This is a genomic window from Sphingopyxis sp. GW821-FHT10B01 (assembly GCF_059415685.1).
In genome coordinates, this window is the sequence record NZ_JBWKNS010000006.1 from 107,573 (window position 1) to 125,116 (window position 17,544).

Genomic DNA, 17,544 nt, shown 5'->3' on the forward strand with positions numbered 1-17,544 from the left:
CGGACGACTCGATATGTTTACAGTGACAACATGATGGCAAGCAAAGATAACAGTGTCAACATAAAAAGCGACGGCGCGAAGGCGACGGGCGCTTATCATCATGGCGACCTTCGCGCGGCGGTGATCGCGGCGGGGCTGAAGCGGCTCGCCGAAGGCGATGGTGCCGAGCTCGGGCTGCGCGCGCTGGCGCGCGACGTCGGGGTCAGCGCGACGGCGCTGTACCGGCACTTTCCGGACAAGGAGGCGCTGCTCGACGCGCTCGCCGACGAGGGGCTGCGCCGGCTCGGCGCGCTGCAGGCGCAGGCATGGCTGAAGGCAGGCGGCGGTCACGCCGGTTTCAAGGCGACGGGCATCGCTTATGTCCGCTTCGCCTATGAGGAGCCGGCGGTGTTCCGGTTGAGCTTTACCCGGCAGATGTCCGAACGCTGCCAGCCGGGCGCCGACGGGGGAGAGGTGGGCTATAATCTGTTGCGCGCCGGGGTTTCGCAGACGATGCCCCACCTTGACGACCCCGACACCGCGGCGCTGCATGCCTGGGCGCTGGTGCACGGCCTCGCGATGCTGATCCTCGACCGGCGTATCGAGTGGGACGCGGCGATGGTCGAGGAGGTCGTCGGGCTGACCTTTGGTGGAGTTGCGTGACGTGCGGCACGATGTAGCGAAGCAGCGGAGGCAGGTGGGCTCGTCATAATTTTAGCGGTTTATTTTCCCCTTTCCGGCTATTTGGTCGCATGACCCGGTCGCTATCCCCCAGAGTTGAGGCGGTCTTCTGGTTCCTCTTGACCGCAATGGGATATTTTCTGCTTGCGAGTCTGTCGCTGCACGCCACGAAAGGCGCCGACAATATCGCGGCGGTATGGCCGCCGAGCGGATATTTCCTTGCCATCCTGCTGCTGATACCCGCCTCGGCGCGTGGCGCGGCTTTCGGCGGGATGATGGCGGCGAGCCTTGCCGCCAATATGCTGGGCGGCACGCCGTTCTGGACCTGTTTTGCCTTCACCGTGTCGAACGGCTGCGAAGCGGCGGTCGCGCTGTGGCTGATCCGCCGCCGCGAACCGGACGCGCTTTCATTCATGGTTCCGCGCTCGGTCGCCCGCTTTTGTATGGCGGCCTTCGCCGCCAGCATCGTCAGCGCGGTCCTTGCATGGGCACTCACCGGAAAGGGGCCCGATTTCTTTCTGTCCTGGTTGACGACCGTCTTGCTGGGCATGTTGATCGTGACCCCGCCGATCGTCATGCTCGCCCGGATGGTCGGAACGCATGCGCTTGCCAACGCGCCCATGCTAATGAAGGCCGAAGCAACGGCGATTCTGACGATCGCAGGGCTGGTCACCGCCCTGTCTTTTTCGCAATCGCAGTTTCCCGTAACCTTCCTTCCGTGCATCGCGGTCATTGCGGCGGCGTACCGTCTCGGCCCGTTCGGCGCCGCGGCAGGCATGCTGATCGTGACGATCGTCGCCTCGCTGCTGACCGGGCAGGGCTATGGCCCGATCGCCGCGATCGAGGGTATGCAAAAGACCCGGGTGCTGTTCCTGCAATTCTATCTGCTGATGCTGTTGTTCACGACGCTGCCGCTTGCGGCGTTGCTGATCGGTCGCCAGCGGCTGGCGAAGCGGCTCGAGCAAAGCAACCGCTGGCTGCTGCAGGCCGAGGCCGCGGCGCTGGTCGGTCATTGGCGCGTCGATCTGGTCGGATGGACGATTACCTGGTCGGACCAGACCTATCGCATCCATGGGCTGGAGCCCGGGGTGGCTGTCGATGTCGATTATAGCGTCAAACAATATGTCGCCGAGGACCGGCTGGCGGTGCGAAAGATTCTGGCGGAAGCGGTACGGACGGGGCGGCCTTTTGAATTTCAGGGGCGGATATTGCGTGCCGATGGACGGGTCCGGCACGTCAAATCGCACGGCTCGATCGAAATGGGCCGGAGCGGCCAGGCGGTTGGCATTTTCGGGACCGTCCAGGATGTGAGCGAGACGGTCGAAAACGCGCGGATACTGGAAGCCGCGCGCAGCGCCGCCGAACGCGTTGCCAACACCGATATGCTGACCGGGTTGCCGAACCGCCGCCATACGCTGGCTTTCCTCGAAAAGGCGTTGGCCGACGCGCGCGACCATGGTGCGCCACTGGCCGTGGCGATTTTCGATATCGACCATTTCAAGCGGATCAACGACACGCACGGCCATGCGGCGGGCGATCAGGTGATCCGCCGCGTTGCACAGCGCGCCAAGGCGGCGCTGCGCGACGAAGATATGCTCGGTCGCATCGGCGGCGAGGAGTTCGTGTGCATCTTGCAGCAGTCGAGTGCGCAGGCCGCAGAAATCGTCGCCGAACGTGTCCGCAAAGCGGTAGAGGTGGGCACCGTAGCCCAGGAAGGTTTGCCCAAAGCGACGATCAGCGTCGGCCTGGCGGTCTATGACGGCGAGGTGGATGTCGAGGACCTGCTGCACCGCGCCGACAAGGCGCTTTATGTCGCCAAGCGTGAAGGACGGAACCGGCTGCGCATGGCGGCGTAGAAATATTTCCATGCGATCGAAGGAGGCGACCGGCGCTTGCCGCGGTGAATTGCGGCATGACCTGAACATAGAGGCCCGTCCGTTGCCGATGGACGGCCGGGCGCGAGGGATGACGGTTTTGCCATCGCCATAACGGTACAGCAGGAATCGCCATTCTTGCCCTTGACCTTCCCATCGTTGGAAGCCCCACATTCCGGTTAATCGAAAAAAACCGGAGTGATTTGCGATGTCTGACCTAATGCAATTAGAGCGGGAAAGTGGCGGCCCCGCCCGCCAACCGGCGCAGCTGAGTGTCGCTGTCGCGGGCATGACCTGCGCTTCATGCGTCGGCCATGTCGAAAAGGCGATCGGCACGCTGCCCGGCGTGACCGGTGTCAGCGTCAATCTGGCGACCGAACGCGCCAATGTGACCTTCGCGGGCGTCGCCGATCCGCAAGCCGTCGTGCAGGCGATCGAGCGCGCCGGCTATGAGGTGCCCGAGCGCGAGGTCGAAATCGGCGTCGCGGGGATGACCTGTGCCTCATGCGTCGGCCACGTTGAAAAGGCGTTGTCCAAGGTGCCGGGGGTCATCACCGCCACGGTCAATCTGGCGACCGAAAAGGCCAGCATCCGCTATCGCAGCAGCATCGCATCGCTGGAGGATCTGGAAGCCGCGATCAGCGGTGCCGGTTATGAACCGCGCCGGATCGAAGGCGACAGCGCGTCGTCCGATCAGGCCGCCTCGGCGCGCGAGCAGGAACTGGAGAGCCTGCGTCGTTCGCTGTTGCTTGCGGCGGTGCTGGCACTGCCGGTGTTCCTGCTCGAGATGGGCTCGCACCTCATCCCCGCCGTCCATGAGTTCGTCATGACCCGCATCGGAATGCAGACAAGCTGGCTGATCCAGTTCGCGCTGACCACTTTGGTGCTCTTCGGCCCCGGGCTGCGCTTTTTCCAGAAGGGCATTCCCGCGATCCTGCGCGGAACCCCCGACATGAACTCGCTCGTCACCTTGGGGACGAGCGCCGCCTGGGGCTATTCGCTGGTCGCGACCTTTGCCCCCGGCGTCCTGCCGGCGGGCACCGCCAACGTCTATTATGAAGCCGCGGCGGTGATCGTCGCGCTGATCCTGCTCGGCCGCTATCTCGAGGCCAAGGCGAAGGGGCGAACATCGGAGGCGATCAAGCGGCTCGTCGGGCTTCAGGCGAAAACCGCGCGCGTCGTGCGCGATGGTGCGGCGCTGGAAGTCGCGCTCGCCGACGTTCGTGCCGGCGATATCGTCCAGGTCCGCCCGGGCGAACGCGTGCCGGTCGATGGCGAGGTCGTCGACGGCAATTCCTGGGTCGACGAGTCGATGATCACCGGCGAGCCGGTTCCGGTCGCCAAGGCCGCGGGCGCAGCCGTCGTCGGCGGCACGATCAACAAGACCGGCGCTTTCACTTTCCGTGCGACCAAAGTCGGCGGGGATACGGTGCTGGCGCAGATCATCCGCATGGTCGAGCAGGCGCAGGGATCGAAGCTGCCGATCCAGGCGATGGTCGACAAGGTCACCGCCTGGTTCGTGCCCGCGGTGATGGGGATCGCTGCGCTGACCTTCCTGATCTGGCTCGTCTTCGGGCCCGACCCGGCGCTGACCTTTGCACTGATCAACGCTGTCGCGGTGCTGATCATCGCCTGCCCATGCGCGATGGGCCTCGCGACCCCGACCTCGATCATGGTCGGCACCGGCCGCGCCGCCGAACTGGGGGTGTTGTTCCGCAAGGGCGAGGCGCTCCAGACGCTGCGCGACGTGACGGTCATCGCGCTCGACAAGACCGGCACGCTGACCAAGGGTCGCCCCGAACTGACCGACCTTGAGCCGGCCGCGGGCTTCGGGCGCGACGAAGTGCTGGCGCTGGTCGCGAGCGTCGAAAGCCAGTCCGAGCATCCGATCGCTGAAGCGATCGTGGCGGCCGCGAACGCGCGGGGTTTGGACGTTCCATCGCCCGCGGCGTTCGAAGCCATTCCCGGTTACGGCGTATCGGCAAAGGTCGGCGGCCGCGAGGTCCAGGTCGGCGCCGACCGCTTCATGACCAAGCTGGGCCACGATGTGTCGGCCTTTGCCGCCAAGGCGCGCGAACTCGGCGCGATGGGCCGGTCGCCGCTCTATGCCGCGATCGACGGCAAGCTCGCGGCGGTGATTGCGGTCGCCGACCCGATCAAGGAGACGACGCCCGAAGCGATCCGCGCGCTGCATGACCTCGGGCTCAAGGTCGCGATGATCACCGGCGACAATCAGGCGACTGCCGATGCCGTCGCGCGCACGCTGGGGATCGACGAAGTGGTCGGCGAAGTGCTTCCCGACGGAAAGGTCGATGCGATCAACCGGCTTCGCGCGGGTGGCCGCAAGGTTGCGTTCGTCGGCGACGGCATCAACGACGCCCCCGCGCTCGCCGAGGCCGACGTCGGCCTGGCGATCGGCACCGGCACCGATGTTGCGATCGAGTCCGCTGACGTCGTGCTGATGTCGGGCGACCTGCGCGGCGTGGTGAACGCGATCGCGCTGTCGAAGGCGACGATCCGCAATATCCAGCAAAATCTGTTCTGGGCGTTCGGCTATAATGCGGCGCTGATCCCGGTCGCCGCCGGGGTGCTCTACCCGCTGAACGGCACGCTTTTGTCGCCGGTGTTCGCTGCCGGTGCGATGGCGCTGTCGAGCGTCTTCGTGCTAAGCAATGCGCTCAGGCTGAAGGCCTTCCGGCCGGTGATCACCTCCGACAAAAATACAGAAGGAGCGCCGTCATGAACATAGGCAACGCCGCGAAAATGTCGGGCGTCTCGACGAAAATGATCCGCTATTATGAGCAGACGGGCCTCATTCCCAAGGCCGCACGTCATGACTCGGGCTATCGCGACTATGACGATGCCGATGTCCATCGGCTGCGTTTCATCCGGCGCGCGCGCGATCTGGGCTTCACGGTGGAGCAGATCGGCGAACTGCTCGGCCTGTGGTCGGACCGGACCCGCGCCAGCGCCGACGTGAAGCATTTCGCGCTGGGGCATATTGAGCGGCTGCGGGGGAAAATGGCCGAGATCGAAGCCATGGTGCGGACGCTCGAAACGCTGGCCGACCATTGCCATGGCGATGACCGGCCCGATTGCCCGATTATCGAGGGGCTGGCGGAGGAGGATGGCGCGCCGTCGCGTCTGGAACCGCGCGAACCGCGGCGCTTCGGCAAGCCCGGCGGGCAATCCGCGCGGCGATTGTGATGCGCCCGTTCTGACACAGCCTCGACAACATATGGGCCCCTCTTGCAAGCAGGAGGGGCCTTTTGATTCCACGCCGAAATAGCACTTGACCCTCCCACGATGGAAACCCGCACCCCCCGAATATGAGCGCGCCATCCATCCGGATCGGCGGGCAAAGATTCGGAGGTTGAAATGCGAAAATCGAGGGTCGCCGCGGCGCTGGGCGCGATATTGGCGACGGGGCTGGTGATATTTTGGGTGCGCGGGCCGGGCGGTGACGGACAGGCCGCCGCGCCGGGGCCGCCGATGGTGCTTGCAGCACCGGTCGTGGTGCAGGACCATGTGCCGCGTTCGACCTATACTGGCCGCCTGACCGCGGTCGAGACGGTCGATCTGAAACCGCGCGTCTCGGGCTATATCGCCGATGTCCGCGTGCCCGAGGGGCAGATCGTCCGGCGCGGGCAGATCCTTTTTCGCCTCGATAATGCGCCCTTTGCGGCGCGGCACGCCGCAGCGCGGGCGGCGACGCGCGAAGCCGAAGCGCGGCTGGGGCTCGCGCAGGCCGAGGATGGGCGCGCCCGACGGCTCGTCGCCGAGGGGGTCGCCGGGCGCGAGCGCTCGGACGTGACGACCGCGACCTTGCGCGAACGCGAAGCGCAAGTTGCGTCGGCGCGCGCGGCCGAACGGCTGGCGGCGCTCGACCTTCGCTATGCCGGTGTCGAGGCGCCCATCGCGGGCCGGGTCGGCCAGATCCTCGTCACCCGCGGCAATCTGGTTGCCGGCGGCGAGGCGGCGACGCCGCTCACCACCATCGTTTCGGTCGATCCGCTCCATGTCGAGTTCGATGTCGACGAGGCGACCTATCTTCGCTCGCTCGCCGATCGCCGCGGCCAGGGCGCCGAGGCCAAGGTCGGCGTCCGTCTCGAAGATGGAAGCACCCGAACGGCGCGGCTGGACTTCATCGGCAACCGCCTTGACCGCGCGACGGGGACGATCCGCGCGCGCGCGGTCCTGCCCAATCCGGGCGGCCGCCTGGCGCCCGGCCTGTTCGCCGAAGTCGATGTCGCGACCGACAAGGCCCGGTCCGCGATCCTCGTCAGCGACCTCGCGATCGGTGTCGAACAGGGGCGGCGCTTCGTCCTCGTGCTCGGCGCCAAGAATATGACCGAATATCGGCCGGTGACACTCGGCCCCATCGTCGATGGCCTGCGCGTCGTCGAGACGGGCTTGCGGCCCGGCGACCGCGTCGTCGTCAAGGGGCTGGCTGGCCCCGGCATGGCGGTCAAACCCAGGATCGTCTCGATGCCGCGCGGCAATGGCGTCCAGAAAGCCAGCGTCCAGCGGGAGGCGGCACGATGAACTTCCCCCGATTTTTCATCGACCGGCCGATCTTCGCGATCGTGCTGTCGGTGCTCTTGCTGATCGCAGGACTGCTCGCGCTCCTCCGGCTGCCGCTCAGCGAATATCCCGCGGTGGCGCCGCCGACGGTGACCGTCGTCGCGGCCTATCCGGGCGCCTCGCCCGACGTGATCGCGGAGACCGTCGCGAGCCCGATCGAGCAGGCGGTCAACGGCGTCGAAGGCATGCTCTATATGTCGAGCCAGGCCGCGACCGATGGCCGGATGACGCTCACCGTCACCTTCGCGCAAGGGACCGATCCCGACATTGCACAGGTCCAGGTCCAGAACCGCGTATCGCGCGCGCTGCCGCGACTGCCCGAGACGGTGCAGCGGCTTGGCGTCACCACGCAAAAGGTCGCGCCCGACGCGCTGATGGTCGTGCATCTTCTCTCGCCATCGAAGCGCTATGACCCGCTCTTCATCTCCAACTATGCGCTGCTTCAGGTCCGCGACGAGATCGCGCGCATTCCCGGGATCGCCGATGTGGTCGTCTGGGGTGCCGGCGAATATTCGATGCGCGTCTGGCTCGACCCGGCACGGATCGCCTCGCGCGGGCTGACCGCAAGCGACATCGTCGCCGCGATCCGCGCGCAGAATGTCGAGGTCGCCGCGGGCAGCGTCGGGCGGCAGCCGAACCCCGCCGCCGCGCAGCAGGTCGCGCTCGACGTCAAGGGCCGCCTCGCCACCGAAGAGGAATTTGCCGCAATCGTCGTCAAGAGCGGCGCCGACGGACAGCTTACCCGGCTCGGCGAGGTCGCCCGGATCGAAATGGGCGCCAATGATTATGCGCTGCGTTCGCTGCTCGACGGCGAACCCGCGATCGCGATGCAGATATTGCAGAGCCCCGGCGCGAACGCGCTCGACACCGCGGCCGAGGTCCGGGCGACGATGGACCGGCTCTCGGGCGAGTTCCCCGACGGGCTGGAGCATCGCATCGCTTATGATCCGACGATCTTTGTCGAGGCGTCGATCGAAAGCGTGATCGTCACGCTGATCGAGGCGACGCTGCTCGTCGTCCTCGTCGTGATCCTCTTTCTCCAGACCTGGCGCGCGTCGATCATTCCGCTTGTCGCGGTGCCCGTTTCGTTGGTCGGGACATTGGCGATCATGTATTTGTTCGGCTTTTCGCTGAACACGCTGTCGCTGTTCGGGCTGGTGCTCTCGATCGGTATTGTCGTCGATGACGCGATCGTCGTCGTCGAAAATGTCGAGCGCCATATCGGTCTTGGCGAATCCCCGCGCGAGGCCGCGCGCAAGGCGATGGCGGAGGTTACGGGGCCGATCATCGCGATCACCTCGGTCCTCGCCGCGGTCTTCATTCCCACCGCTTTTCTGGGCGGGTTGCAGGGCGAATTTTATCGCCAGTTCGCGCTGACCGTCGCGATCTCGACCATCTTGTCGGCGGTGAATTCGCTGACGCTGTCGCCCGCACTCGCCGCGATACTGCTCAAGCGTCATGATGCGCCGCGCGACGGCCTTCAGCGCGCGATCGACAAGGGCTTTGGCTGGCTGTTCCGGCCGTTCAATCGCGCCTTCGACCGCGGCTCGCTCGCCTATGTCGGCGGCGTCCAGCGCGTCATCCGGCGCGGCGCGGTCGCGGGGTTCACCTATGCCGGGTTGCTCGGCCTGACCTGGTTCGCCTTTGACAAACTGCCCGCCGGTTTCGTGCCCGCGCAGGATAAATATTATCTCGTCGGCATCGTCCAGCTGCCGAACGGCGCGTCGCTCGACCGCACGCAGGCGGTGGCCGAGCAGGTCTCGAAGATCGCGCTGGCCGAACCCGGGGTCGAAAGCGTCGTCGCTTTTCCCGGCCTGTCGATCAACGGCTTCGTCAACGTGCCCAACGCCGCCGTCATGTTCGTGATGCTCGATCCCTTCTCGCAGCGTACCTCGCCGGATATGGCGGCGGGGGCGATCGCCGGGAGGTTGCAAGGCAAATATGCGGCGGTCCCCGACGGGTTCGTCGGCATATTCCCGCCGCCGCCGGTTCCCGGTCTGGGCGCCACCGGCGGGTTCAAGATGCAGATCGAGGATCGCTCGGGTGCGGGTTATGAAGCGCTCGCCGCGGCCAGCGCCAAGGTGATGGCGGCCGCCGCCAAGGAGCCCGCGCTCGCCGGGCTGATGACCAGCTATAATGTCGCCTCGCCCGAACTTTCGGTGGATGTCGACCGGACCAAGGCCGCGGCCCAGGGCGTCGCGATGACCGACGTGTTCGAGACGATGCGGGTCTATCTCGGCTCGCTCTACGTCAACGACTTCAACCGCTTCGGCCGCACCTATCAGGTCTATGCACAGGCCGAAGCCGACGCGCGGGCGCAGCCCGATGCGGTCGGGCGGCTTCAACTCCGCAACGCGCAGGGCGATATGGTCCCGCTCGCGACGCTGGTCACCACCTCTCCGGGCGCAGGACCGGACCGCGTCATCCACTATAACGGCTTTCCCTCGGCCGATATCAGCGGCGGTCCCGCGCCGGGCTTCAGCTCGGGGCAGGCGGTCGCCGCCATGGAACGGATCGCGCGCGCCGAACTGCCCGAGGGCATGACGTTCGAGTGGACCGACCTGACCTATCAGGAAAAGACCGCGGGCAACGCCGCTCTCTATGTCTTCCCGATCGCGGTGCTGCTCGCCTTCCTGATCCTCGCGGCGCAATATAATAGCTGGACGCTGCCGCTCGCGGTCCTGCTCATCGTGCCCATGTGTCTGCTCAGCGCGCTTGTCGGCGTCTGGCTGACCGGCGGCGACATCAACATCTTCACGCAGATCGCCTTTGTGGTGCTGGTGGGGCTGGCCGCGAAAAATGCGATCCTGATCGTCGAGTTCGCGCGTGCGCAGGAGCATGAAGGTCTCAACCCGCTCGCCGCGGCGCTCGAGGCCTGCCGATTGAGGCTGCGTCCGATCCTGATGACGTCGATCGCCTTTATCGCCGGCGCGGTTCCGCTGGCGATCGCGACGGGGGCGGGCGCCGAAATGCGGCAGGCCATGGGCATTGCGGTGTTCGCCGGCATGCTCGGGGTGACGCTCTTCGGCCTCTTCCTGACCCCGCTCTTCTACGTCGTGATCCGCAAGGCCGTTCTGCGGCGCGCGGCGCGGCGCCCTTCAAACCCGGACACCAAGCCGCAGGAATTGACCCCATGACATCGATCGCCAAGCTTTCGCCCGCCGTCCTGCTTCTCGGCCTCGCCGGGTGCGCCACCGCTGGCCCCAACTATATTCCGCCGCCGATCGAGGCACCCGGCGCCTATGCCGCGCAGCCGGTGGGCGTGGGAGATGCCGCCGTCGAGACCGCCTGGTGGAAACTGTTCGGCGACCCGGCGCTCGATGGCCTGATCGCCGAGGCGCTCGCGGCCAATCTCGACGCGCGGCTCGCCGTCGCGCGGCTTGAGGAGGCGCGGGCACTCGCCGGCGTATCGCGCGCGGGGCAGCTTCCCGGTGGCGGTGTCGATGCCTCCTATCAGCGCCGCCGTCTGGCCGATGGCGAGCGTCCGGGCGGTCAGCCGCGTGAGGGCGACGCGCTGCGCCTCGGAGCGGAAGCGTCGTGGGAGATCGACCTGTTCGGCCGCGTCCGCCGCGGGGTCGAGGCTGCCGAGGCCGAGGTCGGCGGCGCCGAGGCGCTGCTACGCTCCGCCCGCGCCGCGGTCACCGCCGACGTTGCCAGCCATTATTTCGAATTGCGGGGAGGCGAGGCCGCGCTTGCCATCGCGCACCGCCAGATCGAAATCCGGCGACGCTCGCTCGACGTTACGCGCAAGCTGGAACGCGCAGGGGCGGGGGCGCGCTTCGACATTGTTCGCGCAGAGGCCGCGCTGTCCGCCGTCGAAGCGACGCTACCCCGGATCGAACAGCGCATCGGCACCGCGCGTCATGCGCTTGCCGTGCTGCTTGGCCAGACGCCGCAAAGCTTCGCCGGTCCCGCCGCGACAACGGCCAGCCTGCCGCAGATCGCGCAGATCGGCGTCGGCGCGCCCGCCGACCTGTTGCGGCGGCGGCCCGATATCGCCGCCGCCGAACGCGCGCTCGCCGCCGCCACCGCGCGGCGCGGCGTCGCCGAGGCCGAGCTGTTCCCGACGGTGCGCCTGTCCGGCGTCATCGGGCTCCTCGCCGGCGGGTTTGAGTCGCTGTTCAGCGGCGGCGCGCTCGCTTTCTCGGGCGGTCCCAGCCTCGATTGGGGCGTGTTCGATATGCCCGCCCTGCGCGCGCAGGTCCGCGCCGCCGACGCCCGCACCGATGCGGCGCTGATCGATTACCACCGGACCGTCCTCATCGCGCTTCGCGATGTCGAGGATGCGCTGGTCGCCTATGGCGCGATCCGGACGAGCCTCGCGATGCGCGACCGGCAGGTTGGCGCCAGCCGCGAGGCGGCGCGAATGGCGTCGATCCGCTTTCGCGAGGGGGAGGGCCAATATCTGGACGTTCTCGACGCCGAACGCAGCCTGTACGAAGCCGAAGCCATGTTCGTCGCGGCGCGCGCTGACCACCTCCTTTCGGTGGTCGAAATCCATCGCGCGCTCGGCGGGGGCTGGGAGGTTTGCGAAACACCGGGCGGCGCCTCTTGCGCCGGGGAAGGGGCGCGTCTCGGGCGCTAGCTGGCCCGCGTGCCGACCCCGTGTCATTCGCTCACGATGTGTGCCCGTTCGGATCGACATTCGTCGACAGGCATCTGTTGACGGGGTGATCGGATGCCGGCGCGTGAATTCCGCCACGAATAAGAAGCAGAATATTCCGCCGGGAGGTCCTTGACCTTGCCACGTTGGCAAGCCCCACATCGGCGGGAGACCCCACAACAGGAGAGCAAGATGTTTCGCTTCCAAATTCCGAACATGGCCTGTGGCGGCTGTGCCAGATCCGTCGCCAAAGCGCTGCAGAGTGTCGACCCGCATGCCCGCATTGAAACCGACCCGCCCACCCGTGCAGTCCGTGTCGAGAGCGCGGCGGACGAGATGGCCTTTCGCGCCGCGCTTGGCGAGGCCGGCTATCCGGCGGAGCCGGGTCCCCAAGCGATAGCCGGCTGATCGGGGACAAGATTCCTGTACCGGCTCTTGTCGTCGGGGCAGGGCCGCCGCATGCTATTGCCCGGTCTTCGTCGGTCGGGCTTTGGAGGCAAGGATTTTGCTGATAGACTGGGCACCGCGAATGGATGGTAGCGGAGGCAGCGTCATGGAATCGGATGAAGCAATGATAGCGCGGCGAATGCTGCTGGCGGGGGCGGCCGGGATGTTCGCGCTGGCGAATGCGCCGTGGGCCTTGGCGAAGCTGCCGAAGAGCGGCGTGAAGGGGCTGATCGGCAATGCCTCCGACGGAGCGCTCGATAAATTGTCGCTGCCGGGCGCCTTTTACGCCGATACGGCGGTGCGCATATTGTTGCCGGGAGCGAGTGGAAAGCTCGCTTCGAAGCTGTTTGGCATGGGCGACAAGCTGGGACTTACCACCAATTTGACCAAGAGCCTGAACGATGCCGGCGGCAAAGCCGCGGGCGAAGCGAAACCGGTGTTTCGCGCGGCGATCGACAATTTGCGCTGGACCGACGCGCCCGCGCTGGTGTCGAAAAACGATGGCGCGACACGCTATCTTCAGACGAGCGCGGGCGACGTGCTGTTCGGCAAGGTGTCGCCGCTGATCGGATCGGCGCTGGAGAATGTCGGCGCCTATCGCCAGCTCGACCAGTTGTCGAAGGGCAATCAGTTGATGGCATCGGCCGGATTGACGCGCGACGGGCTGACGCGGTCGGTGACCGAACAGGCACTGAAGGGCATTTTCCATTATATGGCGGGGGAAGAGGCGGCGTTGCGGCGGAATCCGGCGGCGTTGTTGAAGGGCGTGTTTTAGGGGAGGGCGGCTTTCGACCGGAAGTTGCCTATCAATCATCGTCACCCCGGGCTTGACCCGGGGCCTGCCTTCTTGAAGGAAAAGGCGGATCCCGGGTCAAGCCCGGGATGACGGAAATGGGGGAGGCAACATCCGCTCACCTCTCCAAAGCCGTCGTCTTGCCATCACCTCGCCGGGCACCCGTTGACACCGCACACCCCCACTCCTATATCGCCACCTCACCCCATCGTCCGAGATAGAGCCTGACTTTGCGCAGCGGGCTGTACGGATAGGGCGGCGGGGATTTCGACAGGCGTGGAAAGCTGCGGTAAACCGGCAACGGTTGCCTGCGGCTTTTTTCGCGTCGGAGCGCTCGCGATTTTGATTTTTGACAGGCGAGACAATCACTTATGGCGACCAAGGCGAAGTCGGTGGGCAAGGCCCTCGAAGCAACCGTGACCAAGCGAATCCGCAAACTGTTCGGTAACATCCACGAAGCGGTGGAAATGCCCAACCTCATTGAGGTTCAGCGCGAATCCTATGAACAGTTCCTGCGGTCCGACCCCTCGGTCGGTTACGTCTCGGGCCTCGAGAAGACGCTGCGCAGCGTTTTCCCGATCCGCGATTTCGCCGGTACCGCCGAACTCGACTTCGTTCACTATGAACTGGAAGCGCCCAAGTACGACGTCGACGAATGCCGTCAGCGCGGCATCACCTATGCGGCGCCGATGAAGGTCACGCTGCGTCTGATCGTCTTTGAAGTCGACAGCGAAACCGACACCCGTTCGGTGCTCGATATCAAGGAGCAGGACGTTTACATGGGCGACATGCCGCTCATGACCGAGAACGGCACCTTCTTCGTCAACGGCACCGAGCGCGTCATCGTGTCGCAGATGCACCGTTCGCCGGGTGTGCTCTTCGATCATGACCGCGGCAAGACCCATTCGTCGGGCAAGTTCCTGTTCGCCGCGCGCGTGATCCCGTATCGCGGTTCGTGGCTCGACTTCGAATTCGACGCCAAGGACATCGTCAACGTCCGTATCGACCGCAAGCGCAAGCTGCCGGTCACCAGCCTGCTTTATGCGCTGGGCATGACGGGCGAAGAAATCCTCAACGATTTCTATGACCGCCTCGTCTTCGAGCGCGCCGAAAACGGCTGGCGCGTGCCGTTCATGGTCGAAAACTGGCGCGGTGCGAAACCCGCCTTCGACGTCGTCGACGCCAAGACCGGCGAAGTCGTCTTCGCGGCCGGCCACAAGATCAGCCCGCGCCTTGCCAACAAGGCGGCGAAGGACGGTCTCGACACGCTGCTGATCCCGACCGAGGAAATCTTCGGCCGTTACAGCGCCTATGACCTCATCAACGAGTCGACCGGCGAAATCTACATCGAGGCCGGCGACGAAGTGAGCGCCGAGAATCTCGAAAAGATCGACGCCGCGGGCATCGACAAGCTCGTCCTGCTCGACATCGACCACAACAACACGGGCCCGTGGATCCGCAACACGCTCAAGGCCGACAAGGCCGAGGACCGCGACCAGGCGCTTTCGGACATCTACCGCGTCATGCGCCCCGGCGAGCCGCCGACGCGCGAAACTGCGGAAGCCCTGTTTGGCGGCCTGTTCTTCGACCCCGAGCGGTACGACCTGTCGGCCGTGGGCCGCGTCAAGCTGAACATGCGCCTTGGCCTCGACGCCGAGGATACGGTCACCACGCTGCGCAGCGAGGACATCCTCGCCGTCGTCAAGGAACTGGTGAACCTGAAGGACGGCAAGGGCGAAATCGACGATATCGATAACCTCGGTAATCGTCGTGTCCGTTCGGTCGGCGAACTGCTGGAAAACCAGTATCGCGTCGGCCTGCTCCGTATGGAGCGCGCCGTGAAGGAGCGCATGAGCTCGGTCGATGTGTCGACCGTGATGCCGAACGACCTGATCAACGCAAAGCCGGCCGTGGCCGCGGTGCGCGAATTCTTCGGTTCGTCGCAGCTCTCGCAGTTCATGGATCAGACCAACCCATTGTCGGAAGTCACCCACAAGCGCCGCGTGTCGGCGCTCGGGCCGGGCGGTCTGACGCGCGAACGCGCGGGCTTCGAAGTCCGCGACGTTCACCCGACCCACTATGGCCGCATCTGCCCGATCGAAACGCCGGAAGGCCCGAACATCGGTCTGATCAACTCGCTCGCGACCTTCGCGCGCGTCAACAAATACGGCTTCATCGAAACCCCGTACCGCAAGATCATCGACGGCAAGGTCACGACCGACGTCGTCTATCTGTCGGCGATGGAAGAGCAGAAGCACACGGTTGCGCAGGCGAACGCTGATCTCAACGACGATGGCAGCTTCATCGACGAACTGATCTCGGCGCGCGAAGCGGGCGAGTTCCTGATGGCCCCGCGCGATCAGATCACGCTGATGGACGTGTCGCCGAAGCAGCTTGTTTCGGTCGCGGCGTCGCTCATTCCGTTCCTGGAAAACGATGACGCCAACCGCGCGCTGATGGGATCGAACATGCAGCGTCAGGCTGTGCCGCTGATCCGGGCCGAGGCTCCGGTCGTTGGCACCGGCATGGAAGAAACCGTTGCGCGCGATTCGGGCGCGGCCATCGCGGCGCGCCGCGGCGGCGTGATCGACCAGGTCGATGCGACGCGTATCGTTATCCGTGCGACCGATATGGTCGAACCCGGCAAGTCGGGCGTCGACATCTATCGCCTCCAGAAGTTCCAGCGTTCGAACCAGAACACCTGCATCAACCAGCGTCCGCTGGTGAAGGTGGGCGAAATCGTCCGCGCGGGCGACATCATCGCCGACGGTCCGTCGACCGAGCTCGGCGAACTGGCGCTCGGCAAGAATGTGCTCGTCGCGTTCATGCCGTGGAACGGCTACAATTATGAGGACTCGATCCTCATCAGCGAACGCATCGTGAAGGACGACGTCTTCACCTCGATCCACATCGAGGAATTCGAAGTCACCGCGCGCGACACGCGCCTTGGCCCTGAAGACATCACGCGCGACATCCCGAACGTCGGCGAGGAAGCGCTTCGCAACCTCGACGAAGCGGGCATCGTCTATATCGGTGCCGAAGTCGGCCCGGGCGACATTCTGGCCGGCAAGATCACCCCCAAGGGTGAATCGCCGATGACGCCGGAAGAAAAGCTGCTGCGCGCGATCTTCGGTGAAAAGGCCAGCGACGTGCGCGACACCTCGCTTCGCCTGCCGCCGGGTGTGTCGGGCACGGTCGTCGAAGTCCGCGTCTTCAACCGTCACGGTATCGACAAGGACGAACGTGCGATTGCGATCGAACGCGAAGAAATCGAGCGTTTGAAGCAGGACTCGGACGACGAGCGCGCCATCCTCAACCGCGCGACCTTCTCCAGCCTCAAGGATATCCTGATCGGTCAGACGACCAGCGCGGTTCCGAAGGGCCTGAAGAAGGGCGATGTCGTTACCGAAGAGATGCTGGTCGAACTCGATCGCGCCGATTGGTGGAAGCTGGCCGTTGTCGAAGACAATAGCCAGACCGCGCTCGAAGCGATCAAGGCGCAGTATGACGACGCGATCAAGCGGATCAGCGCGAAATATGAAGATCGCGTCGAAAAGCTGCAGCGCGGCGACGAACTCGCCCCGGGCGTGCTCAAGATGGTCAAGGTCTTCGTCGCGGTGAAGCGCAAGCTGCAGTCGGGCGACAAAATGGCCGGCCGTCACGGCAACAAGGGCATCATCAGCCGCATCCTGCCGATCGAGGACATGCCGTTCCTCGAAGATGGGACGCATGTCGATTTCGTGCTCAACCCGCTGGGTGTGCCGTCGCGTATGAACGTCGGGCAGATTCTGGAAACGCATCTTGGCTGGGCATCGCGCGGCTTTGGTCGCCAGATCACCACGGCGCTCGAGGACTGGCGCATGGCGAACCCCGACCCGGAGGCCGGGGCACCGCCCGAGGCGGTGCGCGAAGCGCTGCTTCATGCCTATGGCGATGAATATGCGGAGGAAATCAAGGCGCGTACCGCGGAACAGGTCATCGATCTCGCCGGAAATCTTTCGGTGGGCGTGCCCTTTGCGACGCCGGTGTTCGACGGCGCGCGCGAAGGCGACGTATCGACGATGCTGGAGCGTGCGGGTCTCGACCGGTCGGGACAGGTCGATCTTTACGACGGCCGTACCGGCGACCGGTTCGACCGCAAGGTGACGGTGGGATATATGTATATCCTCAAGCTCCATCACCTTGTCGACGACAAGATCCACGCACGTTCGATCGGGCCCTACTCGCTTGTTACCCAGCAGCCGCTGGGCGGTAAGGCGCAGTTCGGTGGCCAGCGCTTCGGTGAAATGGAAGTGTGGGCGCTGCAGGCCTATGGCGCGGCGTACACGCTTCAGGAAATGCTGACGGTGAAGTCCGATGACGTGATCGGCCGCACCAAGGTTTACGAAGCGATCGTCAAGGGCGACGACACCTTCGAGGCCGGCATTCCCGAAAGCTTCAACGTGCTCGTCAAGGAAATGCGCTCGCTGGGCCTCAATGTCGAACTGTCTTCCTATGCGGAAGAAGATCCCGACAATCTCCCGGATGCCCTTCCCGAAGCCGCCGAGTAAAAGATATTGCCTCACCCCTCCCGCCGCGCGGGA

General features: G+C 65.4%; 10 protein-coding genes. All 10 read left to right on the forward strand.

Annotated features, from left to right (window positions below; genetic code table 11):
- The first annotated feature begins 30 nt into the window (after positions 1-30).
- The 10 genes from AC07NV_RS17930 to rpoB all read left to right on the forward strand — a co-directional run bounded on the left by AC07NV_RS17930 (position 31) and on the right by rpoB (position 17,511).
- Entirely contained in the window at positions 31-642 is a 612-nt protein-coding gene (locus AC07NV_RS17930) for a TetR/AcrR family transcriptional regulator (RefSeq protein WP_495167755.1), read from the forward strand.
- A 146-nt stretch (positions 643-788) separates the two neighbouring features.
- Positions 789-2,516 carry a sensor domain-containing diguanylate cyclase gene (locus AC07NV_RS17935; protein ID WP_495167978.1) on the forward strand — a complete coding sequence of 576 codons (1,728 nt, stop codon included), beginning with the start codon at positions 789-791 and terminating at the stop codon, positions 2,514-2,516.
- Between the two features lie 238 nt (positions 2,517-2,754).
- The gene (locus AC07NV_RS17940; RefSeq protein ID WP_495167756.1) at positions 2,755-5,277 is read left to right on the forward strand and encodes a heavy metal translocating P-type ATPase; all 2,523 of its coding nucleotides are present in this window, start codon (positions 2,755-2,757) and stop codon (positions 5,275-5,277) included.
- Positions 5,274-5,741, forward strand: coding sequence for a Cu(I)-responsive transcriptional regulator (gene cueR / locus AC07NV_RS17945; protein WP_495167757.1), 468 nt, complete (start codon positions 5,274-5,276; stop codon positions 5,739-5,741). Before AC07NV_RS17940 ends, cueR begins: the two co-directional genes overlap by 4 nt.
- A 171-nt stretch (positions 5,742-5,912) precedes the next feature.
- Positions 5,913-7,079: an efflux RND transporter periplasmic adaptor subunit gene (locus AC07NV_RS17950; RefSeq protein WP_495167758.1), complete on the forward strand. Its 1,167-nt coding sequence runs from the start codon at positions 5,913-5,915 to the stop codon at positions 7,077-7,079.
- Positions 7,076-10,255: an efflux RND transporter permease subunit gene (locus AC07NV_RS17955; protein WP_495167759.1), complete on the forward strand. Its 3,180-nt coding sequence runs from the start codon at positions 7,076-7,078 to the stop codon at positions 10,253-10,255. Before AC07NV_RS17950 ends, AC07NV_RS17955 begins: the two co-directional genes overlap by 4 nt.
- Complete coding sequence (locus AC07NV_RS17960; RefSeq protein WP_495167760.1) at positions 10,252-11,703, forward strand: efflux transporter outer membrane subunit; 1,452 nt, start codon at positions 10,252-10,254, stop codon at positions 11,701-11,703. The genes AC07NV_RS17955 and AC07NV_RS17960 overlap by 4 nt, the downstream gene beginning before the upstream one ends.
- 210 nt (positions 11,704-11,913) lie before the next feature.
- Positions 11,914-12,129, forward strand: coding sequence for a heavy-metal-associated domain-containing protein (locus AC07NV_RS17965; RefSeq protein ID WP_495167761.1), 216 nt, complete (start codon positions 11,914-11,916; stop codon positions 12,127-12,129).
- Positions 12,130-12,274: 145 nt separating this feature from the next.
- Entirely contained in the window at positions 12,275-12,943 is a 669-nt protein-coding gene (locus AC07NV_RS17970; protein WP_495167762.1) for a DUF4197 domain-containing protein, read from the forward strand.
- Between the two features lie 389 nt (positions 12,944-13,332).
- On the forward strand, positions 13,333-17,511 hold the full coding sequence (gene rpoB / locus AC07NV_RS17975; RefSeq protein WP_495167763.1) for a DNA-directed RNA polymerase subunit beta: 4,179 nt from the start codon (positions 13,333-13,335) through the stop codon (positions 17,509-17,511).
- Positions 17,512-17,544: the final 33 nt, after the last annotated feature.